Origin of the sequence: Arthrobacter sp. 9MFCol3.1, assembly GCF_000620385.1 — a bacterium.
In the GTDB taxonomy this organism is placed as follows: Bacteria; Actinomycetota; Actinomycetes; order Actinomycetales; family Micrococcaceae; genus Arthrobacter.
The window spans coordinates 1-17,585 of record NZ_JIBJ01000020.1 but is presented as its reverse complement, the minus strand read 5'-3'; the positions used below and the strand labels follow the sequence as shown (position 1 = coordinate 17,585).

Annotated in this window: 18 protein-coding genes and 2 riboswitches; of the genes, 16 read left to right on the top strand and 2 right to left on the bottom strand. The window is 68.4% G+C overall.

What is annotated here, in order from left to right; genetic code table 11:
* Position 1: 1 nt before the first annotated feature.
* From C560_RS0116080 to C560_RS0116025, 12 genes are all read left to right on the top strand, one after another.
* Positions 2–811, top strand: coding sequence for a motility protein A (locus C560_RS0116080; protein ID WP_018775805.1), 810 nt, complete (start codon positions 2–4; stop codon positions 809–811).
* The gene (locus C560_RS0116075) at positions 808–1,632 is read left to right on the top strand and encodes an OmpA/MotB family protein (RefSeq protein WP_026538961.1); all 825 of its coding nucleotides are present in this window, start codon (positions 808–810) and stop codon (positions 1,630–1,632) included. Before C560_RS0116080 ends, C560_RS0116075 begins: the two co-directional genes overlap by 4 nt.
* 121 nt (positions 1,633–1,753) lie before the next feature.
* A complete protein-coding gene (locus C560_RS0116070) occupies positions 1,754–2,650 on the top strand; it encodes a flagellar motor switch protein FliM (protein WP_155846934.1) in 897 nt (298 codons plus the stop codon).
* Entirely contained in the window at positions 2,647–3,369 is a 723-nt protein-coding gene (fliN, locus tag C560_RS0116065; RefSeq protein WP_018775802.1) for a flagellar motor switch protein FliN, read from the top strand. The genes C560_RS0116070 and fliN overlap by 4 nt, the downstream gene beginning before the upstream one ends.
* On the top strand, positions 3,370–3,978 hold the full coding sequence (gene fliO, locus C560_RS22750) for a flagellar biosynthetic protein FliO (protein ID WP_051533236.1): 609 nt from the start codon (positions 3,370–3,372) through the stop codon (positions 3,976–3,978).
* Positions 3,975–4,841, top strand: a complete 867-nt coding sequence (gene fliP, locus C560_RS0116055) for a flagellar type III secretion system pore protein FliP (protein WP_026538960.1) — start codon at positions 3,975–3,977, stop codon at positions 4,839–4,841. Before fliO ends, fliP begins: the two co-directional genes overlap by 4 nt.
* Positions 4,838–5,113: a flagellar biosynthesis protein FliQ gene (gene fliQ, locus C560_RS0116050; protein ID WP_018775799.1), complete on the top strand. Its 276-nt coding sequence runs from the start codon at positions 4,838–4,840 to the stop codon at positions 5,111–5,113. The genes fliP and fliQ overlap by 4 nt, the downstream gene beginning before the upstream one ends.
* 1 nt (position 5,114) lies before the next feature.
* A complete protein-coding gene (locus tag C560_RS0116045; RefSeq protein WP_018775798.1) occupies positions 5,115–5,873 on the top strand; it encodes a flagellar biosynthetic protein FliR in 759 nt (252 codons plus the stop codon).
* A complete protein-coding gene (locus tag C560_RS0116040; protein WP_026538959.1) occupies positions 5,873–6,961 on the top strand; it encodes an EscU/YscU/HrcU family type III secretion system export apparatus switch protein in 1,089 nt (362 codons plus the stop codon). Before C560_RS0116045 ends, C560_RS0116040 begins: the two co-directional genes overlap by 1 nt.
* A gap of 73 nt (positions 6,962–7,034) precedes the next feature.
* Positions 7,035–9,083, top strand: a complete 2,049-nt coding sequence (locus C560_RS0116035; protein ID WP_026538958.1) for a flagellar biosynthesis protein FlhA — start codon at positions 7,035–7,037, stop codon at positions 9,081–9,083.
* Positions 9,061–10,305: a hypothetical protein gene (locus tag C560_RS22745; protein WP_051533235.1), complete on the top strand. Its 1,245-nt coding sequence runs from the start codon at positions 9,061–9,063 to the stop codon at positions 10,303–10,305. Before C560_RS0116035 ends, C560_RS22745 begins: the two co-directional genes overlap by 23 nt.
* Before the next feature lie 9 nt (positions 10,306–10,314).
* A complete protein-coding gene (locus tag C560_RS0116025) occupies positions 10,315–10,563 on the top strand; it encodes a carbon storage regulator (protein ID WP_026538957.1) in 249 nt (82 codons plus the stop codon).
* Between the two features lie 13 nt (positions 10,564–10,576).
* On the opposite strand, the gene flgN is transcribed toward C560_RS0116025, so the two are convergent.
* Positions 10,577–11,092 carry a flagellar export chaperone FlgN gene (gene flgN / locus C560_RS22740; protein ID WP_051533234.1) on the bottom strand — a complete coding sequence of 172 codons (516 nt, stop codon included), beginning with the start codon at positions 11,090–11,092 and terminating at the stop codon, positions 10,577–10,579.
* A 243-nt stretch (positions 11,093–11,335) separates the two neighbouring features.
* Here flgN and C560_RS0116015 point away from each other — a divergent pair, with 243 nt between their 5' ends.
* Complete coding sequence (locus C560_RS0116015) at positions 11,336–12,154, top strand: sigma-70 family RNA polymerase sigma factor (RefSeq protein WP_026538956.1); 819 nt, start codon at positions 11,336–11,338, stop codon at positions 12,152–12,154.
* A gap of 166 nt (positions 12,155–12,320) precedes the next feature.
* On the top strand, positions 12,321–12,800 hold the full coding sequence (locus C560_RS0116010; RefSeq protein WP_026538955.1) for a Dps family protein: 480 nt from the start codon (positions 12,321–12,323) through the stop codon (positions 12,798–12,800).
* Positions 12,801–12,919: 119 nt separating this feature from the next.
* Here C560_RS0116010 and C560_RS0116005 read toward each other — a convergent pair whose 3' ends face one another.
* Positions 12,920–14,530, bottom strand: coding sequence for an MFS transporter (locus C560_RS0116005; RefSeq protein WP_026538954.1), 1,611 nt, complete (start codon positions 14,528–14,530; stop codon positions 12,920–12,922).
* A gap of 67 nt (positions 14,531–14,597) precedes the next feature.
* On the opposite strand from C560_RS0116005, the gene C560_RS0116000 reads away from it, so the two are divergent.
* Both C560_RS0116000 and gcvP read left to right on the top strand, forming a co-directional pair.
* Positions 14,598–15,137 carry a TetR/AcrR family transcriptional regulator gene (locus tag C560_RS0116000; protein ID WP_026266834.1) on the top strand — a complete coding sequence of 180 codons (540 nt, stop codon included), beginning with the start codon at positions 14,598–14,600 and terminating at the stop codon, positions 15,135–15,137.
* 245 nt (positions 15,138–15,382) lie between these two features.
* A riboswitch (glycine riboswitch) is annotated at positions 15,383–15,481 on the top strand.
* Between the two features lies 1 nt (position 15,482).
* Positions 15,483–15,597: riboswitch (glycine riboswitch) on the top strand.
* 39 nt (positions 15,598–15,636) lie between these two features.
* On the top strand, positions 15,637–17,585 hold a 1,949-nt coding region (gene gcvP, locus C560_RS0115995; protein WP_197026176.1), incomplete at its 3' end, for an aminomethyl-transferring glycine dehydrogenase.

The window sequence follows — 17,585 nt, the reverse complement described above, 5'->3', positions numbered from 1 at the left end:
GATGGATCCCGCAACAGTCATCGGACTGCTCCTCGCCTTCGGCTCCGTTATCGCCATGGTGTCGCTCGAGGGCGCCAGCCTGTCGGCGTTGCTCCTCCCGGCCCCCATGATCCTGGTCTTCGGCGCCACGCTCGCCGTCGGGATCGCCGGAAACACCCTCAAAGACGTCGTCCAGGCCTTCAAAGCCCTCCCCAAGATGTTCCTCGGCAAAACCGCCAAGCCGCAGGAAAGCATTGACCAGATGGTCCGCTTCGCCGAAAAGGCCCGCAGCGAGGGCCTGCTGTCCCTCGAAGAGGAAGCGGCCAGCGTCAAGGACCCCTTCCTGGCCCGTGCCCTGCAGAACATCGCCGACGGCACCGACGCCGAGGACCTCCGGATGCTCATGGAGGATGAGATCGACTCCAAGTCCCGGAGCGATCACGCCAACTCCAAATTCTTCGCGAGCCTCGGCGGATACGCCCCCACCGTGGGCATCATCGGCACCGTGGTGTCCCTGACCCACGTCCTGGAAAACCTGTCCACCCCGGACCACCTCGGCCCAATGATCGCAGCAGCCTTCGTCGCCACCCTGTGGGGCCTGCTGTCCGCCAACTTCATCTGGCTTCCCTTCAGCGCCCGGATGGCCCGGCTCTCGGAACTGGACATCGAACGGATGACGCTGCTCATGGAAGGCATGCTGTCGGTCCAGTCCGGCGCCCAGCCGCTCCTGCTGGCCGAACGGCTCCGCGCCATGGTCCCCGAGCACCAGCTCAAGAGCACCGGCAAGAAGGCCGGCGCTGACAAGCCCGACAGGATGGACGAGGCCGCGTGAGCCCCAGGCGGCGCGGGCGGAAGAAGCCGGAAGAACACCACGTCGACGAACGCTGGATGGCGTCCTACATGGACATGGTCACCGTGCTGATGTGCATGTTCATCGTCCTCTTCGCGATGTCCACGGTGGACGCCAACAAGTTTGAAAAGCTCCGCAACTCCCTGGCCACGGGATTCGGCGCGGTCGCGACGGAAACGGTGGACACGGCGTCGGGAACAGTGGTGCCGCCGGAACTCGTGAAGGAGGACCTTGAGGCGTTCGCCGCCGTCAAGGGCGCGGCCACCGCATCCCCCGAGAACATGGCTGAAGCGATCAAGGAAGTGGACAAGCTCAAGGCGCTGCAGCAGAAGATGCAGGCCGGCCTGGCGGCCGCCGGGCTGAGCGAGAACGTCGAGTTCCAGATCGACCAGCGCGGCCTGACGGTCAAACTCGTCGGATCGCAGGCATTCTTCGAACCGGACCGGCCCGAGCTCACCTCACGGGCCTCCCGGGTGCTGCAGGTCATCTCACCGGTACTCAAGCCGGCCGGCATGGAAATCATGGTCGAGGGCCACGCCGCGAACGGCATCACGGCCTACCCCTCGACGTGGGAACTGTCCTCGGCGCGCGCCGTCAACGTCCTGCGGTACATGGTGGACCGCGGCGGCATAGCCCCCGGCACCATCGGTGCCGTGGCGTTCGGTTCCGCCCGCCAGGTCAACGACGACTCCACTCCGGCGCTGATGGAGCGGAACCGGCGGGTGGACATCGTGGTCGTTTCCGACAAGCCCGACGTCGTCCGGGCACTGATTCCGGAGGCCTTGAAACTCAGCGGGAAATAGCCGTTCCCGGCTGCGGCCGACTGCCGCGTGTTCCGCCTGTATTTGCCTGCGGTAATTTGCCGCTGTTTTTGCCTCCGGCAGAATGCTTACGCCGCGGCGTCCCTTGCCGATAGTGGCAACCGTGAGTGTTCTGGATGAGCGGGAAGTGGCACGGGAGCGGACCGTCAGCGTCTATGACTTCCGCCGTCCCGCGACGCTCGCGCGCGAACACAGCCGGGTGCTGGAGCTCGCCTTCGAAACCTTCGCCCGCCAGTGGGGCACCCAGCTCACCGCCAAGGTCAGGGTCAAGTCCGTGGTGCGTCTGGAAGACGTCAGCATGCTCAGCTACGACGAGTACGCCGCCTCGCTGCCCGCCGTCACCGCCATGGTCCTGTGCACCGTGGAGGCCCACGATTCCAAACTCGTGGTGCAGTTCCCCGGCCCGGCCGCCCTCGGCTGGGTCAACCGCATGCTCGGCGCCTCCAACGATTCGCCCATGCCGGACCGCAAGTTCACCCAGATCGAGCAGGCGCTGATCAAGGGCCTCATGGACGAGGCCCTCGAAGACCTCGGCTATTCCCTCGGCCCGCTGCTCAGCGAGGCCGTCCGGGTGGACACCATCCAATACAACTCCCAGTTCGCCCAGGCCGCCGCACCCAGCGAACTGATGATCGTCGCCTCCTTCACCATGAGCGTCGGCGACGTCAACGCCCCCGCCACCCTGGCCGTTCCGGCCGGCATCCTGCTGGGGCGGCTCAAGAAGGTCAACCCGACCGACTCCCGCGAAGACGCGGCCGCCCGCGTCAGCGCCCAACTGGAGCAGGTCCCGGTGGAACTCTCGGTACGGCTCTCGACGTCGTTCGTTACCCCGAGCCAGGTCCTGGGCCTCGCCGTCGGTGACGTGCTGACCCTGCCGCACCTGGAAAACCGGCCCTTTGACCTCACCCTGGACGGAACCCGGCTGGCCACTGCCGCCCCGGCCCGCAACGGCTCCCGCGCGGCCGCAGTAATTGTCACAATCGAGGAGAACCAACGATGAGCATCACCCTGACCAAGCACGAAATGTCGGCGGAACGGCTCGTCGAGGAGCTGCCGAGCCCGGTGGCCCTGAAGGTTGTCGCCCTGGTTCCCGCCCGGTCCGCGGCGGCCTACGCCCGGCAGGCGGTCACGGCGACCTTCGTCGGCGCGGTGACCGCCGACCTCGCCCTCATGCTCAGCGACCGCACCTTCCTTGACGAGGCCGCCGGCGCAGGCTCCCAGCTGGGACACGTCTCCGTGACCGACGTACTGCGCCCCGCGATGGAAAGCGCCAGCTCAGTCTTCGGGGCCGGTGTCCTGTCCGACCTGCGTGAATCCGACGTCTCCGGGCTCCTCTCGGATCCCGACACGGCCGTCTTTGAACTCTCCGACGGCAGCAACGCCGCGGCCTGGTTTGCCGTCCGGCTCCGCGAGCACGGCAACAGCCAGGAACGCGGCGGAGACCTGTTCGCCGGCGGAGACACCGTGGCCGGCCGGCTCGGCCGGATCAACAACATTGAAATGGCCCTGACCGTGGAGATCGGACGCACCCGGATGTCGGTCCGGGACGTGTTGTCGCTGGAACCGGGCAAGATCATCGAACTGGACCGCTCCGCCGGTGCCCCGGCCGATGTCCTGCTCAACGGCCGCCTGATCGCGCACGGCGAAGTTGTGGTCCTCGACCAGGACTACGCGGTGCGGATCACCCGGATCCTCGACGTCGCCGAGGGGCTCAGCTGAATGGATGCACTGATCCTCGGGCTGCGGGTAGTCGTGGCCCTGGGCGCGGTGCTTGGCCTCATGTGGTTCCTGCAGCACCGGCTGGGCAAGGGCACCGGACGGCGCCGGGCTGACCGCGCCTTGACCATCGTCAGCCGGCAGAGCCTGGGACAAAAAGCCTCCGTGGTGGTGGTCGACGCCGCCGGGCAGCGCTTCCTCCTGGGCGTCACCGAGCACGCCGTCAACGTCCTGCACACCGGGGACATCCCGCCCGAACCCGAAGAAGTCCCCGTCCCCGGCACCAGCCGCGGCCTCGGGGATTTCGCCCGGCTCCTCGCTGACGCCAGCCCGCTCGCCGGCAACCACTTCAGCGGCCAGGCCAGGGCCGCCATCGACGGTTCGGACGACGCCGACGACTTCGCCGCCGATTTCGCCGACGGCCCGGACGGTGTCCGGGATCTGCCGCCGTCCCGCCGCAGCTCCCTTCACCGGAACCCCCCGGCCCGCGGCCACGCCGGCCGTGGCAGCGCCGGCGGCGCTGCGGGCCATCCGCCGCTGCACGGCTCCATCCTGGCCGGCTCCACCTGGAAGCAGGCTGCCGCCGCGCTCAGGAGCGGACGCCGCAATTGATCTTCCCGCTCCCCACCGGCACCACCCGCGCGCGAACGGCTGGCGCAAAGCCCCTCAGGCTCCTGGCCCTGGGGCTCGCCGCCGTGCTCTTTGCCGTCCTCCTGCTGTGGCTCAATGCCTCGGCAGGCCACGCCGCACCCATCGACCCTGTTGCGCCGGTGCCGCCGACCGACCCCGCCACTCCCGAGGGCGGGAACGTCAACATCCAGATCAACGGGATGGACGGGAAACCTTCCACCGCCGTCCTGACCCTGATCGGCATCACGCTCCTGGCCGTTGCGCCCTCGCTGCTGCTGATGATGACGTCTTTCACCAAGATCTTTGTGGTCCTGGCAATGACCCGCAACGCGCTGTCCCTGCCCTCCATCCCGCCGAACCAGGTCCTGGCCGGGCTGGCCCTGTTCCTCTCGATCTTTGTGATGTGGCCCGTCATCAACGAGATGAACACCCTCGGCATCCAGCCCTACCTCAACGGCACACTGGACTTCAACGGGGCGGTCAGCGCCGCGTCGGGTCCGTTGCAGCACTTCATGCTCGCCCACACGCGCGAGGAGGACATCGCCCTGATGTCCCGCGCCGCCGGAGCCGAGAACCCGGCCACTCCTGAGACCGTCCCGCTGCAGACCCTCATCCCGGCGTTCATGATCTCCGAACTCCGCGCCGCGTTCATCATCGGCTTCGTCATCTTCATCCCGTTCCTCGTGATCGACCTCGTGGTGTCCGCGGCCCTGATGTCCATGGGCATGATGATGCTCCCGCCGGTCATGATCTCGCTGCCCTTCAAAATCCTGCTCTTCGTGCTCGTCGACGGCTGGGGCCTGATCATCACCGCGCTCGTCCAGAGCTATGCGGGTTCGGGATGAACGCCAACGCGGTCCTGGACATCTGCCTCCAGGCCATGATCGTGGCCGCCAAACTCTCCGCCCCCGTACTGGTCACGGCGCTGGTGGTGGGCCTGGCCATCTCCCTGCTGCAGTCCATCACGCAGCTGCAGGAAGCGACCCTGTCCTTCGTGCCGAAGGCGGCCGCGGTGGCCGTGGCCCTGATTGTCTGCGGACACTGGATGATTTCGGAGATGGTCGCCTTCACCAACGACCTCTTCGCGAAGATTCCGTCCCTGCTCGGAGGCCTGTGAGGTGGGCATCCCGATCGACCCGGCCTGGCTTGAAGTCCTGCTGCTGGCCACGGTCCGGATGACCGCCTTCCTGGTCGTGGCACCGCCCTTCTCGCACCATGCCATTCCCGGGCGCGTCAAGGCCATGCTGGGCCTGGGCCTGGGCCTGGCGGTGACGCAGCGCCTGGCCGGCGGCTACACACCCCGGGACACCGCCGGGTTCCTCACCGGTGTGGTCCTGGAACTGGTCACCGGGCTGGTCCTGGGCTTCCTGGTCCTCGTCGTCTTCTCCGCCATCCAGTCCGCCGGCAGCCTGATCGACCTGTTCAGCGGGTTTCAGATGGCCCAGGCCTACGACCCCCAAATGATGGTCAACGGTGCACAGTTCACCCGGCTCCTGCAGATGGCGGCGCTGGCCCTGCTCTTCGCCTCCGACGGCTACCAGCTGGTCATCACCGGCCTCACCGGCAGCTTTGCCGCCCTGCCGCTGGCCGGGGGGATCGACCTTTCCCAGCCGGTACAGGCCATGATCGCGGCAGTGTCCGGCATGTTCCTCGCCGCCGTGCAGATCGCCGGCCCCCTCCTGGTGGTCCTGTTCCTTGCCGACGTCGGGCTCGGCCTGCTGACCCGCGTGGCGCCGGCCCTGAACGCCTTCTCCCTCGGCTTCCCGCTGAAGATCCTGCTCACCCTGACGCTGGCCGGCTTCATGTTCCTGGCCCTGCCGCGGATCGTTTCCAGCCTCGCCGGGCAGGCGGCCAAAGCCGTGCTGGGGGTGGGCTGATGGCGGATTCACAGGAAAAGACCGAGCAAGCCACCGAGAAACGGATGCGGGAGGTCCGCTCCAAGGGCCAGCTGTCCCGTTCCCAGGACCTCACCGCCTGGCTTGGCGTCGGCGCCGCGGCGCTGATGCTGCCCAGCACGGTGGACCGGGCCGCCAACGCCGCCACAGACCAGCTCTTCAGCATCCGCGGGATCGTGTCCGCCCCCGACCCCGGCAAAGCCGTCCGGGCGCTGGAAGCCGGCTTCGCGTCCATTGCCGGGATCGTTGGACCCCTGCTGATCGTCGTGTTCCTGGCCGTCCTCGCCGGCTCGGCCCTCCAGGGCGGCGTGCACCTGAAGAAATTCAGGCTCGAATTCGAACACTTCAACCTGCTCGGCGGGATCAAGCGGCTGTTCGGCGCCCAGGCCGTGTGGGGCGGGCTCAAGGCGCTGCTCAAGGCAAGCGTCGTGGGGCTGGTGCTCTACACCGTCGTGCAGGGACTGGTTCCGGTGCTGCTGACCGCCGGAGGACTGCCCGTCGCCGGGGTGGTGCAGGCCGCCGCCGGCGGGATAGCCGCCCTGGTCCAGTTCGCGGTGGCCGCCGGAATCGTTCTGGCCGCGGCCGACTTCTTCGTCGTCATGCGGCGCAACCGCAAGAAGACCCGGATGTCCAAGAAGGAAGTCCAGGACGAGAACAAGAACAGCGAGGGCGATCCGCTCATCCGGTCCCAACGCCGGGCGCGCCAGATGGCCATGAGCCGCAACCGCATGATCGCCGCGATCGGGGACGCCGACGTCGTCCTGGTCAACCCGACGCACGTGGCGGTGGCCCTCAAATACGAGCCCGGCAAGTCCGCGCCCCGCGTGGTGGCCAAGGGCGCCGGCCACGTGGCTGCGAGGATCAGGGAAGAGGCCGAGGAAAAGAACGTGCCCATGGTCCAGGACATCCCGCTGACCAGGGCCCTCCACGGGGCCTGTGAGCTGGGGGACGAGATCCCGGTGGACTTCTACCGGGCGGTGGCCGGCGTCCTCGCGTTCGTCATGGCGCTCAAGGCCCGGGGCGCCGCCGCCGGGATGCACCGCATGGCCACCACGTTGGCCACCGTATGAAACGCGGCAGGCACCAGAGCGGGAAACACGGCACGAAAACTTCGGGAATCAGCGTCTGTGAAAGGACAGCACCATGAACAACAGGCTGAACCGGCTGGTGGTGCCCATCGGCATCGTGGGGATCGTGCTCCTGCTGGTGGTTCCCGTACCCGCGCCGCTGCTCGACTTCCTCATCGTCTGCAACATCCTGCTGGCACTGCTGGTCCTGCTGACCAGCATGTTCGTCAAAAAGCCGCTGGACTTCTCGGTGTTCCCGTCCCTGCTGCTGGTGGCGACGCTGTTCCGGCTCGGCCTCAACGTCGCTTCCACCCGACTGGTCCTGGGCAACGGCTACGCCGGGCAGGTCATTGAAGCCTTCGGCAAGGTGACGGTCGGCGGCTCTATGATCATCGGCGCCGTCGTGTTCCTCATCCTCGTGGTGATCCAGTTCGTCGTGGTCACCAAGGGCGCCGAGCGCGTGGCCGAGGTGGGCGCGCGCTTCACCCTCGACGCCATGCCCGGCAAGCAGATGGCGATCGACGCCGACCTCAACGCCGGACTCCTCACGGACACCCAGGCCCGGGAGCGGCGCGCCGAAGTCTCTGCCGAGGCCGACTTCTACGGTGCCATGGACGGCGCCTCGAAGTTCGTCAAGGGCGACGCCATCGCGGGCATCATCATTATCATCATCAACTTCGTCGGCGGCATCGCCATCGGCATGGTGCAGCGCGGCCTGGAAATCGGCGACGCCCTGAACACGTACGGCCTGCTGACCATGGGCGACGGGCTCGTCACCCAGATCCCGGCATTGCTCATGGCCGTCTCCACGGGCATGATCGTGACCCGGTCCAACGCCGAGTCGGACATGGGCCGGACTGCCTCGACGCAGCTGCTGCAGTCACCGAACGCGCTCATGATCGCCGGCGTCGCCGCCGTCGCCATGGCACTGATCCCCGGCATGCCGCCGATCCCGTTCGTCGTCGTCGGCGCCGGCCTGTTCATCGCCTCCCGCCGGACCGCGGCAAGCCAACAGCTAGCGGAAACGGCCCGGGAGGCTGAGTCGACCGCGCTGAACTTCCCGGAACAGGATCCCAACGAGAAGCTGCTGGAAGACATGCGCATCCACCCCGTGGAGATCCTGCTGGCACCTGACCTGGTGGACATGGTCTCCGGCGCCTCCGACGACCTCCTGGCCCGGGTCCGGTCCCTGCGGCACAAGATCGCCATGGAACTGGGTCTGGTCATCCCGCCAGTGCGCACCCGGGACAGTGTGGACCTGCCGCCGGCGACGTACGCCATCCGGATTGCCGGCGTGGAAGCCGGCCGCGGCACTGCCCCCAGCGGCCAGATGCTGGCCCTGGGCGAGAATCTGGACTCGCTCCCGGGCCCGGCGATGATCGAGCCCGTGTTTGGGCTCGCCGGGAAATGGATTCCGGGGGAGATGCGCCACAACGCCGAAATGACCGGGGCCACGGTCATCGACCGGGTCTCCGTCCTGGTCACCCACCTGTCCTCGATCGTCGCGTCGAACGCTGCCCGGCTGCTGTCCCGCGAGGACGTCCGCGTGCTGACCGAGGGCGTGCGCAAGCAGAGCCCCTCCGCCGTCGACGAACTGACCCCGGCGCTGCTCTCGCTCGCCGAGCTGCAGCGCGTCCTCCAGGGCCTGCTGGATGAGCAGGTGCCCATCAACGACCTCGCCCGGATCTATGAGGCCCTCACGCTCCGCGCCAAGATTTCCACGGATCCGGAATCGCTCGTGGAAGCCGCCCGGCAGGCCCTGGGCCCCGCCCTCACGGCCAAGTTCATGGACGGCCCGGTGCTCAACGTCATCATGATCGACCCCGTCCTGGAACAACACATGCTCGAGGACATGCGGCCGGCCGAGGGCGGCAGCCAGATCGTCATGGGCCAGGAACGGCTCGACGCCGTGCTGCGCTCAGTGCGGTCCGCCGTCGACGCCGCGGCCGCCGCCAACCGCCATGCCGTGCTCGTCTGCGCCCCCGCGCTCCGGCCCGCCATCTACCGCCTCGTCGGCGCGCAGCCGGGATCCGTGCCCGTGTTGTCCTACCGTGAGGTGACCTCCGCCAACGTCCGGATCGAAACAGTAGGAGTGGTGCGCCATGCCGAACCGCTATCGGCTTAAGGGAGCCTCGCTCGAGGAAATCCGCCGCAAAGCAGAACAGCTGTACGGTCCGGCGGCCCGGATCGTGTCGGCCGAACGCGTCAGCAGCCCCGGAATCGCCGGACTCTTCGCCCAGGACCGCTACGAGGCCATGATCGAGATCCAGTCCAAGCACGAGGTCGTCACCGGCGAGGTAGTGCCCGACGCCGACATCCTGGCCGGGACCGATTCCGGCCCGGCGACTGGTGGTCCCGCCCGGGAGACAGCCGCCGGAGCGGCGTCCGCGGGCACGGTTACGGGCGGCGGGACCCCCGCCGGGAAGTACGACGCCGGAGCCGCGGCGGCAGCATCGGCCCCGCCGGCAGCCCCGCCGGCGGCACGGAGCTCAGCGCCGACGGGCCTCGCCGGCGGGCCGGCACGGCCCGCCGCCGCGTCCCATAACCTGCAGGGCGCCGCCATCGCCGCACTCCTGGAAGAAGCGGACGCCGCTGAGCGGAGCCTGCACCGGCCCGCTCCTGCCGGTGTATCCACCGAATCGCCGGATTTCGCCGAGCTGCTGGAACAGCTCGGCGCCGGGCTCCGGACCCCGGCGGAACCGGCGCCGGCTGCCGGGCAGGCCGCCGTCGGGAGCCCCGTGCACCCGGCCCCCGCCGACCGCAACTCGGCGGAACCGGCGCCCGCCACCGGGCGGGGCAGGGCTGCGGATGCCCCGGTTCCGGCTCCGCTGACCGGCGTCGGCGATCTCGTGGTCCTGGTCGGGTTGGGGGAGGACGCGATGGATGCCGCCCTGGCCATGTCCATGGCGTCCGGGGGTGCCGATGTGCGGACCGCCGGCGAGCTCTCCGCCTATGGCCACCTGCACGTCGACGGACGTCAAAGCGCCACGGCCGCGCGCGCCCACGCCGTGGTGACGGAGCGCACCGTCCTGGTCGCGTTCGGACTGGGCAAAGCCCGCAACGCCCTGGCCCGCGTGCAGTCAGTGGCGGCGCTCTCCGCCGACCAGGTCTGGGTAGTAGTCGACGCCGGACGCAAGCACGAAGACACGGCGCGCTGGGTCGGCGTGCTCTCCGCCCAGCTCAACGTGACCGCTGTGGCGGTAGTGGGCGCGTCCGAGACCGGGTCACCTGAAAGCGTCAACGAGCTGGCGCTGCCCGTGGGCTGGATCGACGGGCGCCCCGCCGGGCCGGAACCGACATGGCAGAACCGGCGGGAATCGTACGATGCTCCCCGGGCTGAAGGGTAGATTGAGAAGATGCTGGTACTTACACGCAAGCCGGGCGAACAGATCATGATCGGCGACGGCATCGTCATCACTGTTCTGGAAGGCCGCGGCGACGGTGTTCGGATAGGCATTGAGGCGCCTCGGGGTGTGCCGATCCAGCGCCGGGAAGTCATCGAAGCCATCGCGGCGGCGAACCTCGCGGCGGCGGAAGCGGGCCCGGACGCCGAGGAGGCGCTGCGCGGACTCATGCCGCCGCGCGCAACTCCCGCCGACGGCTGAGGACCGCTCCGGATCAGACGTGGTCCCCGCCGAGATACTGGGCCAGGAGCGGCTGGGCCGAACGCCGGACCACGGCCAGGGACCGCTCCAGGTTTCCGCCCGTGGTCAACTGGTCCAGCAGCCCGGCCGTGCCCGCCGGGCCGGGGCGTCCCGGCATCGGGAGGCTCCGCAGCGCCTCCTCGTTCACGCTGGAAGCCTCACCCAGCCGGGTCAAGAGTGCGTGCAGGGCGTCCAGATGCTCGCGCAGGATCTCGGGCCAGGGCCCGGCGGGCGCGGCCGCAATCAGTTCGACGAGCGTGGTCTGTGCCGGTAAGCCCCATTGGGCCGCCACGGCAGCAGATTCGACGCTGCGGGCCAGGGCTTCGAAGCGCAGGCGGTCCAGCACCGTTTCAATCTCGGAGGCCATGAAGTTCAGCCATTCCAGATTCCCTGCCACGACGTGCAGACGCTGCGTTTCCAGCCTGAAGAGGAGTAGCTCCAGCTGCCGCCGCTCCTGCCACAGTGCCGCGGAGAGATCACTTGCGCTCATGTGCCCCATTCTCTTTCCGCCCTGTGAATCACAGCTTCGGGGCGGTCACCGCATTTTTCGCACAGCTTTTCCCTGAGGGTACACGCAGATCTTGGAACAGGTGATAGGTTTCCTCCATGGGTGCTGCGCCCTACTTGCGAACGCTGACTCCTATGGGGGGAGCACCGGTCGGTTTTGGGTGCGGCTCTCGGCGTTTTAAGGGTCGAGGACCCTTCGGATCCGGTCTCATGGGGGGACACAGTATTGAATCGCGTGGAACGCAACGAGATGGTCACGCAGCACCTTCCGCTGGTGGGGTATCTCGTCTCAGATTTGTGCTCAAAGGCGTCACACCTTTCTCGCGATGACTTGGCGTCAGCCGGCGCTATTGCCCTGATTACCTCGGCCGATTCGTTCGATCCAGGCCTCGGGGTGCCGTTCGGCGCTTTCGCGCGCCGGCGCATCCTTGGCGCCTTCGCGGACGAGATGCGGGCCAGCGACTGGGCCACCCGGTCCGCCCGCCGCCGGATCAAGGAAACCATGTCCGTGCAGGAAACACTGGCGTCCGCTCTGGGCCGCACCCCCACAGTGGACGAGATCGCCTCTGCCCTGGGCGTCCAGCAGAGCGTTGTGGAGGCCGCGCTCGCGGATGCCTCGCGCACATTGACGCCCCTCGACGAAGCCGTGGTGGACACCTTGGCCGCCGAAACCCTCACGCCGGAACACTCCGTGCTCGCGGACGAACGGCTCCAGTACCTGCGGGCCGCCGTGAAATCCCTCCCGGAACGGATGCGCTACGTGGTGGAGGAGATCTACTTCGGCGACCGCACGGTCAAAGACCTCGCCGCTGAACTCGGATCTACGCACGCAGCGGTGTCCCAGCAGCGTTCGGAGGCCATCCGGCTCATGCGAGACGGCCTGAGCGCCCACTACGCCGACGACCCCGAGCAGCCGTTCCAGCCCCAGTCCAGGATTACCCCGCGGCGGCGCAACGACTACCTCACCCAGCTGTCCGAATCCACCTCCGGCGGCATCACACGGGCCGTGTTCCCGCGTGGGCCTATCCTCAACGAGGCCGTCTAAGCCGCCCGAAAAACGGTTAGTAAGCCAACTTAGTAAGCTGACCGAGAAATTCCTCCCAGAAGCATCGCGGCCCGGCGCCGCCCTGCGGTAGCGTCGGAAGCATCGGCCGGGGTGCCAGCCATGGCATGCGCGGCCCGCACGGCACCGGTTCTATCGAGGAGGATTCATGAAAGCATCACCCACATTGACGACCAACCTGCAGGCAGTCCTGGTGGACCTGATCGAACTCCACGTTCAGGGCAAGCAGGCACACTGGAACATCGTCGGGACCAACTTCAGGGACCTTCACCTCCAGCTGGATGAAATCATCGACGCCGCCCGGGGATTCGCGGATGACCTCGCCGAGCGCATGCGTGCCCTGCACGCCCTCCCGGACGGCCGAAGCTCCACGGTTTCCAAGTCCACCGCACTGGCCGAGTTCCCGAATGGCCTGATCAACACGAAGGACGCCATCGAGCGGATTGTCGCCGCGCTTGAGGCGGCCGTCGGCACCATGCGCAAGGTCCATGACGAAGTGGACGAGGAAGATCCCACCACCGCGGATCTGCTGCACGAGTTCATCGCCAAGTTTGAGCAGTACGCCTGGATGGTGAATGCCGAGACCATGCGGGCCACGGCCAGCGTGACTACTCCGGACAGCAAGTAGGGACCGGCTCCCACCAGGCCGCCCCTTAAACACGAGCGTCCGGCGCCGGGTATCCTCCCGGCGCCGGACGCTCGTGTTTAAGCGGCGGAACCCGTGACGCTGACGGCGGCCGCTGAGCCCTATTTGGCCTTCGGCACCGACCGTAGGACGACGGCGGCCAGGACGCAGGCCCCGGACATCAGCACCAGCGCAATTGACGCCGTGACGTGCACGCCCGAGTCGAAGGCGGTGCGCGCGGCCGCCGTCACGGCCTCCGCCAGGGGCGCCGGCAGCATCCGGGCCAGATCCACAGCGCCGGCCAGGGTTTCACCGGCCTGGCTGGTGGCCGCGGCCGGGGCGAGCTCGGACACGCCCGCGGGGAGCCGGAGATTGCCCTGGTAGGAGGCAGTCAGGATTGAGCCGAGGATCGCCGTTCCCAGCAGGGACCCCACTTCGTAGCCGGTCTCGGAGATGGCGGCGGCGGCCCCCGACTTGTCCGCGGGCGCGGCGCCCAGGATCAGGTCATTGGAGATCGTCTCCGCGGCGCCCACCCCCAGGCAGAGCACCAGCAGGGCGGCAAGGAGCAGCGACGGGCCCCGGCTGTGGTCGCCGAATGCCACCAGGAAATAGCCCGTCGCGCTCAGCAGCAGGCCGCCGGCCACCACAAAGCCGGGCCGCACCTTGCGCACCAGCGGGACCACGAGCAGCCCCGCCACGACTGTGGCGATGAGGGCCGGGATCATGGCGACGCCGGACGCCGAGGGGGACTGGCCTTCCAGCAGCTGCAGGTGCTGGGCCAGGAAGAGAATGAAGCCATTGAAGGAGAACAGTGCCAGGACGTTGGCCACGATGGCCGTACTGAAGATCCGGTTGCCAAACAGGCTGACATCGAGCATCGGCGCGGTGCTCTGGTCTGTCCTGCGGTCTGTACTGCGGTCTGTACTGTGGCCTCTGGCCAGGCTGCGCTGCCGCCGGATGAACACATACCCCATAAGCAGGCCGGTTCCGATGCTCGCGAAGGCCTCGGGAGCAGGCCCGTGGGTGGCGAGGGACTTGATCCCGTAGACCACCGGCACCATGACCAGCAGGGACAGGGCAATGCTGGGCACGTCCACCCGGCCCGGCTGCGGGTCGCGGGATTCCGGGATCAGCGCCGGACCGAGCAGCAGCAGGGGCAGGATGATCGGCACCGCGACCAGCAGGACGGCGCCCCACCAGAAGTGTTCCACCAGCCAGCCGCCGGCAATCGGGCCGAGGGCGGCGCCGCCGGAGAAGCCGGCGGCCCAGATCGCCACGGCCAGCCTGCGCCGGTTGGGCTGGGGAAAGATGTTCCGGATCAGCGACAGCGTGGACGGCATGAGCATGGCGCCGAACAGGCCAAGCCCGGCGCGGCCGGCGATCAGCCATTCGGCGCTCGGCGCGAACGCCGTCACGGCCGACACCGCGGCGAAACCCGCGCTGCCGACGAAAAGCAGCCGGCGCCGGCCGATCCTGTCGCCCAGGGAGCCCATCGCAACCAGGAGTCCGGCCAGGACCAGGGGATAGGCGTCGACGATCCAGAGCAGTTCGACGCCGGAAGCGGTCAGGCTGCTGGCGATGGCCGGCAGGGCGAACGTGAGCGCGGTGTTGTCCACGGCCACGAGCAGGACGGGGAACATCAGCAGGGCCAGGGCCACCCAGTCACGCCACGGTGCCCGGGGGGCGGTGGTCGCCGGAGTGCTGGTGGCTGCGGTGATCGATGTGATGCTCATGAGTGTAACTATACCGTCTGGACGGTACAGTTAAGAAATGCGCGGCCGGGCAGGCATGATGGGAGGCATGCCCAGGAAACCCGTCGCCCGCGAGGCCGTACTCGATGCCTTCGAATCCCTGCTCATCGAAGTCGGCGAACGCGCCGCGACGCTCGACGCCGTCGCGCGGCGGGCCGGCGTCTCCAAGGGCGGCCTGCTCTACCACTTCCCGACCAAGGAGGCGATGATCGCGGTCCTGCTGGAACGGCTGGACCGGCTTCTGGCCGCGGATGTCGCGGCCATGGCGGCAGCCCCCGAGGGGGCGGCGGCATACTTCATCAAGTCCTCGGTGTGGGCGGACACGCCCATGGACCGGGTCTTCGTGGCGGCCACGCGGCTCGCCGAGGTGGCACACGGGGAAACCCTCCGCCGCTTCGCCGCCGGCCAGGCGAGCTGGCTCGAACTGCTGGCCGCCGACGTCGGGCCCGCCATGGCGAAGGCCGTCCTGTATATGGGGGACGGGCTGTACTTCAACGCGATGCTGACCCGGGGCCCCGGCGGGCCCCTGCCGGAAGTCGAGGCGGACGTCCAGGGCCTGCTGGCCGCCGTCGAGCGCCTGCGCGGCTGACGCCCACCCCGCCGCCGCCGGCCACCCCCGCCGACCACCCCCGCCGAAGTCGCCGGAAGCCTCCGGGGTCGCCGGAAAGTTGCGGCGACCCCGGACGTTTCCGGCGAATTCAGGCCGCCGGACTTCCCGGCGGGCAGCTCGGCGGCCGTAACCTGGGTCCGCCGCCGGGAGGGAGTTTGCGGACGCGCGCCCGGCATAGGACAATGAGATCTGTGACTGTTGTCACCCCCAATTGAATACGCCTTTGATCTGCGGCGGGAGAGTCCTGCAAGTAGGTACAAGCAGGCGCCGTAGGAGCAAACCCTCCCCAGGAATCTCTCAGGCCCACGTACCGCCGCGGCAAGGCATCTCTGGAAAGTAGCAGGCGTGTCCCGGACATGTTGTGCTCACCGACGGTGCAAGCGGAGCCTTGAAACGCAGGCTGCGCGGAAACTCTCAGGTCCAATACAGAGCGGGGAGGAACCCGAATCAATGTGGCGTACCCTGCGCCGCCTGAGTTATGGAGTTCCTTGTGACTGTTACCCCAGCCTCCACGTCCTTCGTTGACCGGCACATCGGCGCGCGCCGCCAGGCCGACGTCGACGCCATGCTGAAGGCTGTCGGCTACGACACCGTCGACGCCCTGGTGGACACCGCCGTTCCGAAGGACATCCGTCAGGACGCCGACCTCGCGCTCGCCGCGGCCCTGAGCGAGGTCGAAGTCCTCGCCGAGCTGCGCAAGCTGGCGTCGAAGAACAAGACCGCCGTGCAGATGATCGGCCAGGGCTACTACGACACCCTCACCCCGCCGGTGATCCGCCGCAACATCCTCGAGGCCCCGGCCTGGTACACCGCATACACGCCCTACCAGCCGGAGATCTCCCAGGGCCGGCTCGAGGCGCTGCTGAACTTCCAGACCATGGTCCAGGACCTCGTCGGCCTGCCGATCGCCAACGCCTCCCTGCTGGACGAAGCCACCGCCGTCGCCGAGGCCGTGCTGATGATGCGCCGCGCCAACAAGAACAAGGCCGCCCACGACGGCAAGACCGTCCTGGACGCCGACTGCCTGCCGCAGACCATCGCGATCGTCAAGGGCCGCGCCGAGGCGCTCGGCTTCGAAGTCGAGGTCGCCGACCTCTCCAAGGGCCTGCCCGAGGGCGTCATCAACGGCGTCGTGCTGCAGCAGCCGGGCGTCTCCGGCCGCGTGTTCGACCACACCGCCGTGATCGCCGAGGCCAAGGAACGCGGTGCCCTGGTCACCGTGGCGGCGGATTTGTTGTCCCTGACCTTGATTACTCCTCCGGGCGAGCAGGGCGCGGACATCGCCGTCGGCTCCGCCCAGCGCTTCGGCGTGCCGCTGTTCTTCGGCGGCCCGCACGCGGCCTACATGGCCGTGCAGAAGGGGCTCGAGCGCTCCATGCCCGGCCGCCTCGTGGGTGTCTCCAAGGACTCCGCCGGCGTCCCGGCCTACCGCCTGGCCCTGCAGACCCGTGAGCAGCACATCCGCCGCGAGAAGGCCACCTCCAACATCTGCACCGCCCAGGCCCTGCTGGCCATCGTGGCTTCCTTCTACGCCGTCTACCACGGCCCGGACGGGCTGAAGGCAATCGCAGAGTCGGTCCACGTCCACGCCAAGACCATCGCCGCCTCCCTGAAGGCCGCCGGCCTGGACGTGCTGCACACCTCCTTCTTCGACACCATCACCGTCTCCGTGCCGGGCCGGGCAGCTGAGATCATCGCGGCAGCCGACGCCAAGGGCGTCAACCTGCGCGCCATCGACGCCGACACCGTCGGCATCTCCGCCGACGAGGCCACGACCGTGGAAGTCGTCGCCGACGTCATTGCCGCGTTCGGCGCGTCCGTGACTGACTCGACTGAAGGCTTTGGCCTGGACCCCGCCGTGGAGCGCACCTCCGACTACCTCCAGCACCCGGTCTTCAACACCCACCGCTCCGAGACCCAGCTGCTGCGCTATATCCGCCGCCTCTCGGACCGCGACCTGGCCCTGGACCGCACCATGATCCCGCTGGGTTCGTGCACCATGAAGCTGAACGCCACGGCCGAGATGGAAGCCATCTCCTGGCCGGAGTTCGCCTCGATCCACCCCTTCGCCCCGGAATCCCAGACCGCCGGCTGGCGTGAACTGATCGAGGACCTCGAGGCGCAGCTGACCGAGATCACGGGCTACGACCAGGTCTCCATCCAGCCCAACGCCGGTTCCCAGGGCGAGCTCGCCGGGCTGCTGGCGATCCGCGGCTACCACCTCTCCCGTGGTGATGAGCAGCGCACCGTCTGCCTGATCCCGGCGTCCGCGCACGGCACGAACGCGGCCTCCGCCGTGCTGGCGGGCATGAAGGTCGTGGTCGTGGCCACCGCCTCCGACGGCACGATCGACCACGCGGACCTGACCGCCAAGATCGAGCTGCACAAGGACGCCCTGTCCTGCATCATGATCACCTACCCCTCCAC